Source organism: Streptomyces sp. NBC_00210 (assembly GCF_045160975.1).
Classification (GTDB): Bacteria; Actinomycetota; Actinomycetes; order Streptomycetales; family Streptomycetaceae; genus Streptomyces.
This window is the reverse complement of the sequence record NZ_CP108120.1, coordinates 853,898-867,762: the sequence shown is the minus strand read 5'-3', so window position 1 is coordinate 867,762 and position 13,865 is coordinate 853,898. Positions and strand designations below refer to the sequence as shown.

Below are 13,865 nucleotides of genomic sequence, written 5' to 3'. Positions count from 1 at the left end.
GGCTACTTGAGGGAATCCCGCAGGACGAACTGCCCGTCCTTGACGGCGAGGATCACGAAGCCACCGTTGCTCAGCGTGTGGTCGGCGGTGAACTTCAGCGGGCCGGAGAAGATCTTGAAGCCGTCCATCGCTTCGAGCGACGCGGTGACCTTGTCGCCGTCGGTGCTGCCGGCCTTCCTGATGGCCTCGGCGGCGACCCGAACGGCGTCGTAGGACTGGGTGGAGTACGGGCCGGGTTCGGCGCCGAACTTCGTCTTGTAGGAGGCGATCCAGCTCTCGGCGCCCGGAGTGGTCTGGGGGGTCTGGGTCATGGTCGCGAAGGCGCCCTCGCCGTGTTCGGCGCCCGCGATCTTGACGAGCTTCGGGTCGACCGAGCCGTCGCCGACGAGGAACTTGCCCTTGTACCCGGCCTGGCGGAACTGCCGGATCAGCAGACCGCCCTCCTGGTAGTAGCCGGTCCAGTAGATGTAGTCGGGGGCCGACTTGAGCACGCTGGTGATATTGGGGCTGTAGTCGCTCTCACCCGGGTTGACCGCTTCCTCGACGGCCTTGGCGGGAGCGCCCGTGGTGCCCAGCTTGGCCCAGGTGAGGTCGGCGATGTCCTTGGAGTAGCTGGTGTTGTCGTCCATGACGGCGACCTTCTTGGCCCCGTCCTTGCTCAGCCAGGCGACCGCGGCGGCAGCCTGCTGGCTGCCTGTGCCGTTGATGAGGAAGACATGCTTGAGGTGCTGGCTGACGAGCTGGTTGGAGTTGGCCGCCGGAATGACCATGGGGATGTTCCGCTTGTCGAAGATCGGCAGCGTGGGCAGGGTGGCGCCCGAACAGTAGCCGCCGACCGAGACGGCCGCGTGCGCCGCGACCAGCTTGTTGGCCGCCGCGACCGCGGTCTTCGGGTCGCAGGCGTCGTCCTCCACCTGCAGCTGCAGCTTTCGGCCGAGGACGCCGCCCTTGGCGTTGATCTCGTCGACCGCGAGCTGCGCACCGTTCTTCATGTACGGGCCGGTGTCCGCACTGCTGCCGGACATCGGTATGGCCATGCCGAGCACGATGGGGCCCTTGTCGTCACCCTCGGCGCCGCCGCCGACCAGTCCGTTGCAGCCCGTGGTGGACAGCGCGGCCACCGTAAGGAGCGAGGTCAGCGCCACGATGCGGGACGTGGTGCGGGCGGTGGAGGGCAGAGCGGGGATGGTGGGTCTCTTCACGGGGGGACGCTCCTCTGCGAGGTATTGCGGACGGTCGGTGTGAGGGCCTGGGGGATCGGATACGGGTCTGAGGACCAGCGGGGATCGGTCGGCGGGCGACACGGTGAGTGGCAGTCGGCTCAGAACGTGGCTCTTCTCTCTGCCGGGTCAGAAGCCGCATGGCGTGCTATGTGGCGTGTGACATTTCACATCGCGCCAGAGTGATCGGTCAATGGCTGGAACCCGACCGTTATCCCGACCGTTATCCCGGACGTTGTCCCGGCCGGTCTCTCGCAAGCCTCTGCCGACCCGCCGGTCAGCGTGTTGGGGAGGGCGCCGTCATCGCTCGGCGCCGGGCGCCGAGGGCAGCGCCCTCGAACCGGGCGGCTCCGGTCCGGAGTGCCTCGGGGCGTGAAGGGGCGGGAGTTCCAGCACCCTGCAGCCGAAGCCAGTGATCCGTCCGACGATTGCGGAGGCCTCGAGATCGTGTACGGACAGGACGAACGGTCCGGGTATCAACAGCACGTCGAAGCTGCCGCAAGCCACCAGGTCCATAAGCCTTTCCAGGCCCGGCAGCGGCCCTCGGGAGCGCAAGCCGTTGTCCAGATGGATCGAGGGCTCAGGTAGTCCGAGTTGTCGGGCATACCTGCGAAGTGCGATCCGATGCGTTTCCATTCCCCAGACATCGAAGGGAAAGCACCGAAGGTATCCTGCGATCCTGACTGTGCCGGGCTCAATAATGTCAAGGCCCATGAATTTCTCCTCCGCCATCGGATTCTCCGGTCATAAGGGGATTTCCCCGGATGTATGTGGCTGGTGATTCCAGGAGACCGAGGGCGTGCGGCCGAGTCCATGGCCGGACGAGCACAGTCCGGTCACCGATGGCAGCCCGTACCGGGGATGGCTGGGTAGGGACATCGCCCGTGGAATGGAACGCTAGGTAGTCACTGGGTAGTTGCTAGGTAGTACAGAGCCCACGTGTGCCTATCGCACCTGCCGAAGCCAGGGGTAGGGGCCCGGCGGCGCGCATGAGGTACCTCGCGGCTCATGGGTTGTTGGTGGCCAGGGCGTCTCGGACCGCGTGGCGACTGGTGACGCCGAGTTTCTTGAGGACGCTGGCCACATGGTGTTCCGCGGTGCGGGGAGAGAGGAAGAGGGCCTGGGCGATGTCGCGGTTGGTGGCGCCGGTGGCGAGGAGGCCGGCAACTTCCTGCTCGCGGGGGGAGAGCTGCTCGCCGTAGCCGCGGCGTCCGACCGGAGGGCGAGCTTCGCCGAGGTCGCGCAGAGTGCGCTGGCAGCGGGCGGCGTCGAAGGTGGCCCCCAGGTGCCGGTAGATCTCGTCGATCTCCGTCAGGTCCTGCGCGGCACGGTGCGGCGTGGTGGGGATCAGGGTGCGGGCGGCGCGTTCGGCGGCCTGGGCCGTGAGGTAGGGGCGGCCGATGCCCTGGAAGGTGGCGCGAGCACGGTCGAAGTGATCGCGAGCCCGGGCCGGGTCGTCGTCGCGCAGCAACAGTCCGAGGCAGAGGTGAAGATGGGCGATGGCGGCGGGCCCGTCCTGGCCTTCGATTGCGCGCTCGAACTCCCTGGTCAGCTGCGTGGCCGACTCGGGCCGCGCGGTGGCGAGGGCGGCCTCGACGGCGACCGGAACCACGGCTGAGGCTCTGAGCCAGGGCCCGTTGTGTCGCAGGCTGTTTGTTGCCGGGGCGCTGATCGCCCACGCTGTCTCGGGCTCACCCTGGGCAAGCCTGACCCGGCCGATACCGGCGGCGGCATCAGCGGTCCAGACCACGTAGTCACTCGCGTCTCTCGCGGTGGTGTACCTCTTCAGAGCCTGGCTCCACTGTCCGCGGGCTTCGGCGAGCGCCCCCAGAACCAGCGATCCCTCAACCTCCAGCATCAGGATGTCCTGGACTTGGGCGAACAAGGATGCGTAGGCGGCCTCCAGATCGCCCCAGGTGCCCTCGAGCCAGGCGAGTTCCTGGCGCAGAATGCGGCAGATGGCGTCAAGGTGCGGGGCACCGGTGCGGTGGGCGAGCTCCTGGCTCTGTTCGAGCAGGGCGCCGACCCGATCGTCGTGGCCGAGATCCAGCGCGGCGTCGGCCGCGTTGTACAGCGCCCTGGCGGTCTGCCTCAGAACGGCGAGGTCTCTGCCTTCCCGGGGCAGGCGATCGACCAGCTCCCAGACCGCCGGATGCCCGATCTGGGCCAGCACCGCGATCTTGTTGGCGTGCACTGTGGCCCGCGCCGCCTCATCGGGACTGGCCTGCACAGCGCGCTCGGCGCGCTCGATCCAGGCCAGTGCTTCTGCAGCGGGCCGCCCTCTGAACGTCGCCCACAGGGCGAGATGACTCATCGCGTGCGCGGCGGTCTCGGGCCGCTGGTCGCTCAGCTCCTCGATGGCGCTCTCCAGTTCCCGGATGCCTTCCGGGTCGCCCGCCTGACTGGTGAGGATGAGGCCGAGTCCGACGCGGATCTCACCGCGGGTTGTGGCCGGCAGCTGAGGGTCGGACAGGATTCGTTGCAGGACCGCCACCGACGCCGTGTACTCGACGCTGAAGGTGGCGGTGCGGCTGAGGGCCAGCGCTATGCGAGTACGTACATCCTCATCCAGCCCCGGTTCGGCCAGGATGGTGTGCAGAAGAGCGGCGGCGGTGCCCTGGTCACCCAGCGCGAGCGCCTGAGCGGCGGCCGCCTCGGCCTGTGCGAGCCAGCCCTCCCGGTCGCCCAGGGCGCGGAAGTGATGGGCGATCTGCACCAGCGGGGGGCTGTCCAATGTGCGCAGGGCCGCGATCGCCCGCTCATGCAGGCGGCGACGCTGCGGACCCGGGATGCTCTGGTAGACGGCCTGCTGGGCAAGAGCGTGGCGGAACCCGTACTGCATCGGCTGGTTCTCGCGCAGCACCGCAGCGCCCAGCACCTCCATCAGGGCTGCCATGCCCTGTTCAGGGTCGAGATCGGCGACCTGGGTCAGTACGGGTTCCGCGGTGGGCACGGCCAGCACCGCGGCGGCCTCCACCACCGCTACCGCCTGCGCCGACAGGCCTTGCACCCGTGTGGTGACCGCCTCCCGCAGTCCTCGAGGCACCACCGCTTGGCCGAGCCTGGTCACCGGATCGACCACCTCAACGCTCAGGTGTCCCCGATGTCCCTGTTCACTCAAGGTGATCAGGTCCTCCTCGACCACCAAGGGCAGGCCCGCACTGCGCTCGAACAGGATGCGGCCCAGTGCGTGAGTGGCGCGCGGGCCCAGGGCGGCAGCGGTCAGGTCATGGATGTCGGATTTGGTCAGCGGAGCCAGGTGGATCTCCGCGCCGCTGGTGCCCGGCGGGCGGCGATAGGCCGCGCCCAGGACGGGTGCGCGCGGCGGCAGCTCTTCCTGCCGGTAGGTGAGCACCAGGCCCAGGTGCGGTGGCAGGTCGCGGGCCAGGAGCAGCAGCAGCTCGCGGGTGGCTTCGTCCACCCAGTGCAGATCCTCTATGACCAGGATTGCAGTGCCGCAGGCCTCCAGGACCGCGCGCACCGCCCGTACCAGCTGGTAGCGCTCAGCCCCGGTCTCCTGCACGTCGGCGGGGGCGGTAGGCAAGTGGTCGGTCAGTTCCGGCAGCAGCGGCGCCAGGACGCCGGCCAGCGGGGACATCTCGGAGGCCGGCGGAAGGAAGGGCCCGGCCTGGCGCAGGGCGTCGATGACCGGCCCATAGGGAAAGGGTTCGCGCAGCGGGTGGCAGGACCCGTACAGGACTCGCCCGCCCTGGCCGGCCAAGTCCCCGGTCACCTCGCTGACCAGACGGGACTTGCCGACCCCGGCCTCTCCCTCGATCAGCACCACTGCGGGTGGATGCTGCAGGGCGCCCCGCAGCAGACCGGACTCCTGTCGACGGCCCACAAAGGCGAAACCTCCGCCGCCCGCGGCGCGCGGGCCGGGATCGAGATTCACCATCATGACGCACCCAGCCGTTCTGGGCGGCCACGGGCCGGGCGGCTGCCCGTACATCCCGCGTCACACCCGCAACCTCGTACACACCACGCTAATCCCGCTCCTCGCGAAGCGAGACTGGGACGGCCGTCAGATGACCGCGGCCTGGTTGATCAAGAAGACTTTCGGTTTCGGCCCGGGCGCAGGGTCCTCGCGCTTGCATCGGGCGTCTGCGTGAATTACATGTGACATTTCACATAAGACTGGGGGTGTCACTCCCCTGTTCGGGAGCTCCCGCGGGTTCATAACATCCGCGCCATGGATCTCGAGGTACGGCATTTGCGAGTGATCTGCTCGATAGCGGAGGCAGGGAGTCTCACCCGCGCCGCCGCGTCGCTGCGCATGACCCAGCCGGGGCTCAGCGCCCAGCTGCGGCGCATCGAGATCATGCTGGGCGGGGCGATCTTCGACCGTGGAAAAGCCGGTGTCGTCCCCACAACGTTCGGCGAGCTGGTGCTCACGCGAGCACGTGCCATCCTGCCGGGCATCGACGACCTGCTGGCCGACACCGCCCGCGTCGCACGCTGCCGAACGACAACCGACCGCGTCCGCCTCGGATCGGTGGGCGCCCCGTTGCTTGCCGATCTCATCGTGGCGGTAAGGGAGTTGACGCCCCGATCGGAGGTGACGGTCCGATGCCAGTACTCCCCGTCGCCACTGCTCGACGACCTCGCCGCGGGACGACTGGAGGCGGCGGTCCTCGGTGACAACCCTGGCCAGGAGCTCTCGCCACGCGATGGAGTCGTACTGCGCCCACTGGCCGCCGAGCCCGTCTTCGCCCTGCTCCCGTCCGCCCACCCGCTGGCAGAGCAGGAAGAGGTGAGCTTGAACCAGCTCATCGAAGAGGACTGGGCCGTGCCCCACCCGGACACCGACCGCACCCGGGAATACTGGGCGTCCGTCTTCGCCCTGGCGGACCGCCAACCGAAAACGCCCTACGAGGCGGAGGGCCGGCAACTGATCGAGCTCGTACGGGCGGGCCTGGCCGTCAGCCTCTGCCAGGCCACGTTCATCGCGGTGCCCGGCGTCGCGGTCCGCCCGCTCGCCGGGAATCCGATCTGGTACCGCCATGTGCTTGCCTGGCGTCGCGACGGCCCGCTCGCCGCACACGGCGACGAGATCTTCCGCAGGGTCGGCAAAGGCTATCTGGCCACCTGCGCCGCCACTGAGGCGTACGCACGGTGGCGCGAACGCCATCCGCGCTCGGTGCGGCTGCTGGACTGAACCGGGTGCTGCTGCGGCGGATGGTGACCGAAGACAGCATGGTCGCCCTCCACCGCAGCAGCACGCCCCTACTGCTTGGTGATCGATATGTCGTCGTGGAGAGCGCTGCTGCTCTCGACGTCGATGCGGACTCCGGTGGCGGGATCGGTGAAGGACTGTCCGGGTTGGAACGCGGCCATGTCCAGCGGCGCGCAGCCCGACGGCGGTGTGGCCTCGGGGTTGCCGTTGACGACCTGGATCGGGCCGTCGCCCGTCTGGGTGGACGAGTCGACCTTGTAGATGAGCACGCCGGTGGAACAGGCCTTGGCATCGCCGCCGACAGCCTTGCGGGACTCGGCGACGTACGCGGTGGTCTCGCCCGTGCGGATCACCGCGATCTTGGTTCCGCCGGGCTTCTCGACGGCCTTCAGATGGACGGCGTGGCTGCCGGGCGCGGACAGGCAGTCGACCTGTTCGTCGCGGATCCAGCCGAACTTCCAGCGCTCCCAGCCGACATGCTCCGGGGCGGGCCCGGCGATGTTGCCCATGAGGTCCCAGCCGCGCACGTAGCGGTGGAAGTCGGTTCCGGTGAAGGCATACAGGTCGGGCAGCCCGAAGATGTGGCTGGTCTCGTGGTTGGCGACCTTGAAGCCCCAGCGCCACATGTCCTGTCCGAACGTCACCCCCCACTTGAGGCGCTTGCCGTCGGCGACGATGCCGGAGGTGGCGGGGTCGTACAGGTAGGTCGGGGAGAACTTGACCGCCTTCGCGGCCTTGGTCGGGACGATGTAGACCATGTCGTACTGGGAGAAGTCGGCGTGCGGATCCGCGGCCTGGACGGCCTGACGCACGTACAACTCGTGCTGTTCGAAGGTGATCCCGCGGTCGAAGCCGTAGGTGGTGGATTCCTGCGGCATCCGCAGCCAGCGGTTCACCGGGGTGATGTCGAGCTTGACCCGCCCGTAGGAGGCCTTGTGCATCCAGTCGGCAGCCGGGGCGAGTTCGTCGTAGTAGCCGGTGGTGGAATCGGTGGCCGGGGCGTCGGGGAAGTCGACGAACAGCATCAGGACGTGCTTGGTGCCGATGGGCTGCTGGAACTGGTTGTAGTCGGTGTTGTGGCCCTCGTCGGTCCAGCCGGTCCTGCCGGGGAGGGCGCAGTCGGCGGCGGGGGTGGTGGTCGGGACCTCGGAGACCGCACTCGCCACTGGCGTGGCTGCCGCCAGAGGGATGAGCACGGTCAGGGCGACGGCGAGCCGCCGGACCTTGGGTGTGGGTCTGCGCATTTCCTCAGTTCCTTCCTTGCGGTGGCGTCCGGACGTCGGGCGCGCCCGGTGCCCTTGCCATGTGACATTTCACAGAGTGGGGACAAGGTTGAACGGGACCAGTCCTTACGGACAGCTCCCGTATCCCCATAACTTCGCGTTATGCGGATACGGGAGCCAGAGGCATCCCGTGCTATGCGGTCACCACTTGTAGGTCCAGACGGTGTCGTTGTACGCGTCGGAGCTGTTCACGTAGATCCGGATGCGGGCGGTGTCGTCCTGGAACGACTCGCCGGGTTTCCAGGTCTGCATGTCCAGCGTGGAGCAGTTCCCGGTGGGTGCGGCGGCGTTGGGGTTCGTCACGATGCGGATCGGCCCGTTGCCGGTGGTGGTGGAGGTGTTGACCTTGTAAATGACCACGCCGGTGGCGCAGGCGTTGGAGTCGTTGTTGGCGGCCTTGCGGGACTCGGCGACGTAGGCGGTGGTGGCGCTGGTCTTGATCACTGCCAGCTTGTAGCCCGTGCCCCCGTACTCCACTCCGTTGAGGGTGGCGGAGTACGTGTCATTCGTGGACAGACAGGAGACCTGGCTGTCGGTGATCCAGCCGAACTTCCAGGCGTGCCAGCCGAAGAACTGCGGGGCCGGGCCGCTGACTTTGCCCATGATGTCCCAACCGCCGACGTACTGGTGCAGATCGCCGCTGAAGGCGTAGAGGTCGGGCAGGCCGAAGGTGTGGCCGGTCTCATGGACGGCGACCTTGGAGCCCCAGGTCCACAGGTCCTGACCGAAGGTCACCGCCCAGTGGATGGCCACCCAGCTGTTCGTCGGCCCATTCCAGACCCAGGTCACGTTGTTGGGGTCCTGGATGAAGGTGGGGGAGTGACTGATCGCGGCAGCCGTGCTGGTCGGCACGATGTAGAACGTGTCGTAATTGGCGAGGTTGACGCCCGCACTGGCAGCGCCGGTGAGTGCGTCCTTGACATAGGTCTGGTGCGTGGCCCAGGAGAAATCGCGCTGCCAGTTGTAGGCGGTGGAGTTCTTCGGCATGTGCACCCAGTTGCCGTACGGGGCCTGCAGGTCCAGCCAGGTCTTGCCGTTGGAGGCGTTCCACAGCCAGTTGGCGGCGCCGGAAATCTGGTTGTAGTAGGGGGTGAGAGGCGTGGTGGTCCCGAGGGCGTCGGGGAAGTCCACGTAGATCACGCCTACGCGCTTGGTGCCGTTCGGGTTCTGGAACCGGGTGTAGTCGGTTTGCTGGCCCTCGTCGGTGTAGCCGGTCGTCCCCTGGAGCGCACACGTGGAGGTGCTCCCGTTGAAGGCATGGGCGGGGCCGGCGGGGACGGTGACCAGGGCAAGCAGAGCGAGCAGGGCGGACAGGACGATCAGGGGCGCCGCGGGGAGTAGGCGTCGCGTCCAGGTCGAAGAGCGCAAGGTTATGCCTCCGGGGGGAGTGGTCCGGGCTCGGGCCCGGCAGCTGCGACCTCCGGCAGCCGACGTGGCGGCTACCGATGACAGGTGGGCGGGTCGCGGACTGGGCTCGCCGTCTCTTCGCAGCTGTTGCAATGTGGCGGAGGGCAGGTCGGCAGCTCGTTCAGGGGAGCTCTCACCTGCCCGGGGATCGCGCCGGCATCGGAGGTTCGCCCTCCGGATCATCTGGGCGATCGTGGAGCGTACCTGCCCGTCCAGGCCGGGTGCCGCCTGGAATTGCGGCTGAGCAGGATCCGCTTGACTGTCGGTTCGGGGACATGGTGCGGCCCGGTCAGCGCGTCAGGCAGCTCTCGCCTGTTCATCACATAGCGTTATGAACCCGGAAGGCCGCCGCCTCTGGGCCCCTTGCCATCGCGGGGACGTGGCCTCGCCGATGCGGTCAGGTATCACCGTGAGTGCATGCCGACAGTGATCACCGTACGTGCATGCCCGGCCACTGCTCGAGAGCCCCACATGACCACCGGAACGCGCTACCCATCGTTCCCTCCACTTAATGGGTGCGCATACGCGTTGATCTCTTAGTGGGCGCCGGCGTTCTGTGGAGACAGATGTCCAGGACATCCAGGACGCGAAAGGGCGGCAGCATCATGACGATCAATGAAGTGGACGGTCCGCTGACCGGCCGCCTGGCCTACGTCCTGACCCACCTCACCCGCCTGGTTCCCAGGCCGTTCCGAGGTGACAGTAGATCTCGGTGGTTCGATCGCCACCCGGCCTCCGTGGCCGCCGCTCGGAGCTTCACTCGCGACATCCTCGTCGAACAGCCCCTTGAGGAATCGGAAACCGCCGAGCTGCTCGTCAGCGAACTGGTTACCAACGCGGTGCGCTACGGAGCCGGCCCGATCCTGCTCAGTGTGACTGTCCGCGGCACGTCGCTTCGGTGCGAAGTCACCGATTCGCATCCGGCTGCCCCCTGCCTCAAGGCGGCCGGCGCCGACGATGAATCCGGTCGAGGCATGCAGTTGATCCATGAACTGTCCCACCGCTGTGGCGTCCGTCCGACTCGCCGGGGAAAGACGGTCTGGTTCGAACTGCAGGCTGCGGGCCTGACCGAAGCCGTGGTTCCGTCTTCCGTCCCCGCCCTCGGCCGCTTCGCCCACGCGTCGGTCCCGCCGCCGCAGTGCCAGTCGGCCAGCGCATAACTCCGCGTTATGGGCTTTCGAGATCTCCCCGACGGCACACCAGAGGCCAGATGCTGAGCGGGCCATGCCGCTCCGACACCGTGCCTCCTTGCCGGCACCCCGGACGCTCGTACCTCGTGATGGGAGTAGCCGATGAGGAGGCCCTTGACTGACGTTCGGAACGCTGCCGAGGCACCCCGATCCTCGGACCCGAACGACTCCGCATGCCATTGCGGGCAGTCGTTGGTCTGCTGCGACGGTTGCGGGGCTCTGCGTTGCCTCGACTGCGACCCCTACCGTTCCGATGACTGCAACTTCGGCCTCTGAGCGTTCCCGCGACGGCGCCGCTACCCGGGCTGGTCGCAGGGAGTCCCACAGGCTGCTTCCGGTCCCTCATCGCGTGCGTGCTCGGTGGAGAGCAAGATGGAGGGCATGGCGAAGCCGACGATCCTGACCGTCGATGACGATCCGGGCGTGTCCCGAGCCATCGCCCGCGACCTGCGGCGCCGGTACGGCGACCGGTATCGGGTGCTCCGCGCACCCTCCGGTGCAGAGGCTCTGGAGGCGCTGCGGGAGGTCAAGCTGCGGGGCGATCCGCTTGCCGTGATGATCGCCGACTACCGCATGCCGACGATGAACGGAGTGCAGTTCCTCGAGGAGGCCATGGACCTCTTCCCGCTGGCCAGGCGTGTGCTCCTGACCGCCTACGCCGACACGGGCGCGGCCATCGACGCCATCAACCTCGTCGACCTCGATCACTATCTGCTCAAGCCCTGGAGTCCGCCCGAGGAGAACCTCTACCCGGTCCTGGACGGGCTGCTGGAGCTGTGGGCGGCAGCGCCCCATGAGGAAGCCGGCGAGACGCGGATCGTGGGCCACCGTTGGTCGGCACCGTCCTTCGCCGTAAGGGAGTTCCTCGCCCGCAACCTCGTCCCCTATCGCTGGCTCGCCGCGGACGAGCCCGAGGGCATGAGGCTGCTGGAAGCAGCCGGGCTCACCGCGGGCGACGTGCCTGTGGTGATCACTGCCGACGGCGAGACACTGCAGGCGCCGAGCGAACCCGAACTCGCCGCGCACGTGGGACTCACCACCACCCCCGCCGCCGCCTTCTACGACGTCGTCGTGATCGGTGCGGGCCCCGCCGGGCTCGGTGCCGCCGTCTACGCGGCTTCCGAGGGACTGCGCACTGTACTGGTGGAACGCAGCGCGACGGGTGGGCAGGCCGGCCAGAGCAGCCGGATCGAGAACTATCTCGGGTTTCCCGATGGAGTGTCGGGTGCGCAGCTGGCGGACCGCGCCCGCCGCCAGGCCATGCGTTTCGGCGCCGAGATCCTCACCGCACGTGAGGTGGTGTCCCTTGAGGCCGCGGGAGCCGGGCGCGTACTGCGGTTCAGCGACGGGACATCGATCGGGGCCCACACCGTCGTGCTGGCCACCGGCGTTTCCTACCGGCGGCTGGACGGTCCGGGACTGGAGGATTTCACCGGGGCGGGCGTCTACTACGGCGCCGCTTCCTTCGAGGCGGCCAGTTGCCAGGACCAGGACGTCTACATCGTGGGCGGAGCGAACTCCGCGGGCCAGGCAGCGGTGTACTTCTCCCGCTACGCGAAGCAGGTCCATCTCCTGATCCGGGGATCCGGCCTGACCCAGTCCATGTCCCACTACTTGGTGCAGCAGCTCGAGGCCCTCGCCAACATCGAGATCCACTCGCACACCGAAGTTGCGGGCAGTGAGGGCGAAAAGCACCTGCAACGCCTGATCCTGCGTGACAACAGGACGGACGCCCTCACCACGGTCCACGCGTCGTACCTTTTTGTCTTCATCGGAGCCGAACCGCCCACCCAATGGCTGGACGGCGTCATCTGCCGCGACGCGCGGGGATTTGTCCTGACCGGCCCCGACCTGATGTCCGACGGCGCCCGTCCCGCCGGGTGGCCGCTGTCCCGGGATCCGTACCACCTCGAAACCAGCGTGCCCGGCGTTTTCGCCGCCGGAGACGTACGCGCCGAGTCGGTCAAACGTGTGGCCTCCGCCGTGGGGGAGGGTGCCATGGCCGTCTCCTTGGTACACCGCTACCTGGAGGCGCAATGAACACTCAGAGCGAGCGCACCAAGCTCACCCCCGCCGAGCTGCGCGGGTTGTTCCTCTTCGAAACCCTCGACAGCACGCAGCTGGAATGGCTCGCCGAGCGTGGCCGGGTCGAGACCCGGCAGGGCGGAACTCCTGTGTACTCCGAAGGCGAGCCCGCGACCTGCTTTTTCGTACTGCTCGGCGGCACCGTGGCCGTCCTGCGCCGCCTTCACGGCGACGACATCGAAGTCAGCCGCACGGACCAGATCGGCGTCTACGCCGGCGCCACGCAGGCCTATCTCGGAGACCGGGTGGACCAGGCCTACCCCAACACACTGCGAGCCATCACCGATGTCGAGCTGTTCGTCCTGCCCGCGGACGAGTTCGCCCAGGCCATCCGCACGTGGTTCCCCATGGCCCTCCACCTGCTCGAAGGCCTCTTCTTCGGCACCCGCGCCACCAACACCATCCTCGCCGAACGCGAGCGACTGGTTGCGCTCGGCTCCCTGGCCGCGGGCCTCACCCACGAACTCAACAACCCAGCGGCAGCGGCCGTGCGCGCCACCGACTCCCTGCGCAGCCGGGTGACAGGAATGCGCCACAAGCTCGCCTTCCTCGCCGACGGCCGCCTCGACGGCAGCCGGCTGCATCAACTGGTCGCCATGCAGGACGCGGCCATCACCCGCGCCAAAGCCGACCGTACGCTCTCGGCCATCGAGGCGTCCGACGCCGAGGACGAACTCGCCGACTGGCTCGAGGACCACGGCATCCGCCAGGGCTGGGACATCGCGCCGACGCTCGTCGCCGGCGGCATCGACGCGACATGGCTGTCCGACGCCACTGCTGCGTTGGGGGAGGAGCATCAGGAAGCGGCGGTGCGCTGGCTCGCCTACACCATCGACACCGAGTTGCTGATGGGGGAGATCGAGGACGCGGTCACCCGAATCTCGGGCCTCGTCGAGGCGGCACGCCAGTACTCGCAGCTCGACCGCGCCGCCCAGCAGCCGGTCGACGTCCACGAACTCCTCGACGCCACGCTGGTGATGCTGCAGGCCAAGATCCCGTCCGGTGTGAACGTGGTGAAGCAGTACGACCGCGGCCTGCCGCCGATCCCGGCGTACGGCGCGGAGCTCAACCAGGTGTGGACGAACCTCATCGACAACGCGCTCGGAGCGATGGACGGAACCGGAACCCTCACCCTCGCGTCCCGGCGCGAGGCTGACCGCATCATCGTCGAGGTGCGCGACACCGGACACGGCATCCCGCCCGAAATCCGCCCGCGGATCTTCGAACCGTTCTTCACGACCAAACCGGTCGGCGAGGGAACAGGCCTGGGGCTCGACATCTCCTACCGGATCGTGGTCAACAAGCACCACGGTGACATCAGAGCGCACTCACAGCCCGGTGACACGACGTTCGAGGTCTGCCTGCCCATCACACCACCGCTCGACGACCAGGACGCGCCCGCCGGCTCCGCCCGAGACTCCGGCCAAGCAGGGAACTGACAGACAGAGCGCCGGGTGAGTCGTGTCTCACCCGGCTGCCACGGCTTGTCTATGCAACGAGTTGC

Annotated in this window: 8 protein-coding genes; 4 read left to right on the top strand and 4 right to left on the bottom strand. The window is 68.1% G+C overall.

What is annotated here, in order from left to right; all coding sequences use genetic code 11:
* Positions 1 to 2: 2 nt before the first annotated feature.
* Positions 3 to 1,202, bottom strand: a complete 1,200-nt coding sequence (locus OG729_RS03885; protein ID WP_405804303.1) for a branched-chain amino acid ABC transporter substrate-binding protein — start codon at positions 1,200 to 1,202, stop codon at positions 3 to 5.
* Between the two features lie 1,024 nt (positions 1,203 to 2,226).
* Positions 2,227 to 5,121 carry an ATP-binding protein gene (locus OG729_RS03880; RefSeq protein ID WP_405804301.1) on the bottom strand — a complete coding sequence of 965 codons (2,895 nt, stop codon included), beginning with the start codon at positions 5,119 to 5,121 and terminating at the stop codon, positions 2,227 to 2,229.
* A 291-nt stretch (positions 5,122 to 5,412) separates the two neighbouring features.
* Here OG729_RS03880 and OG729_RS03875 point away from each other — a divergent pair, with 291 nt between their 5' ends.
* Complete coding sequence (locus OG729_RS03875; RefSeq protein ID WP_405804300.1) at positions 5,413 to 6,378, top strand: LysR family transcriptional regulator; 966 nt, start codon at positions 5,413 to 5,415, stop codon at positions 6,376 to 6,378.
* A gap of 68 nt (positions 6,379 to 6,446) precedes the next feature.
* Here the strand turns inward: OG729_RS03875 and OG729_RS03870 are convergent, their stop codons facing one another.
* Both OG729_RS03870 and OG729_RS03865 read right to left on the bottom strand, forming a co-directional pair.
* On the bottom strand, positions 6,447 to 7,640 hold the full coding sequence (locus OG729_RS03870) for a M6 family metalloprotease domain-containing protein (protein WP_405804298.1): 1,194 nt from the start codon (positions 7,638 to 7,640) through the stop codon (positions 6,447 to 6,449).
* Positions 7,641 to 7,820: 180 nt separating this feature from the next.
* A complete protein-coding gene (locus tag OG729_RS03865; protein WP_360865273.1) occupies positions 7,821 to 9,047 on the bottom strand; it encodes a peptidase M6 in 1,227 nt (408 codons plus the stop codon).
* Between the two features lie 644 nt (positions 9,048 to 9,691).
* On the opposite strand from OG729_RS03865, the gene OG729_RS03860 reads away from it, so the two are divergent.
* From OG729_RS03860 to OG729_RS03850, 3 genes are all read left to right on the top strand, one after another.
* The gene (locus OG729_RS03860; RefSeq protein WP_405804296.1) at positions 9,692 to 10,246 is read left to right on the top strand and encodes an ATP-binding protein; all 555 of its coding nucleotides are present in this window, start codon (positions 9,692 to 9,694) and stop codon (positions 10,244 to 10,246) included.
* Positions 10,247 to 10,657: 411 nt separating this feature from the next.
* Positions 10,658 to 12,316, top strand: a complete 1,659-nt coding sequence (locus OG729_RS03855; RefSeq protein WP_405804294.1) for an FAD-dependent oxidoreductase — start codon at positions 10,658 to 10,660, stop codon at positions 12,314 to 12,316.
* On the top strand, positions 12,313 to 13,800 hold the full coding sequence (locus tag OG729_RS03850; protein WP_405804292.1) for an ATP-binding protein: 1,488 nt from the start codon (positions 12,313 to 12,315) through the stop codon (positions 13,798 to 13,800). The genes OG729_RS03855 and OG729_RS03850 overlap by 4 nt, the downstream gene beginning before the upstream one ends.
* The last annotated feature ends 65 nt before the right edge of the window (positions 13,801 to 13,865 follow it).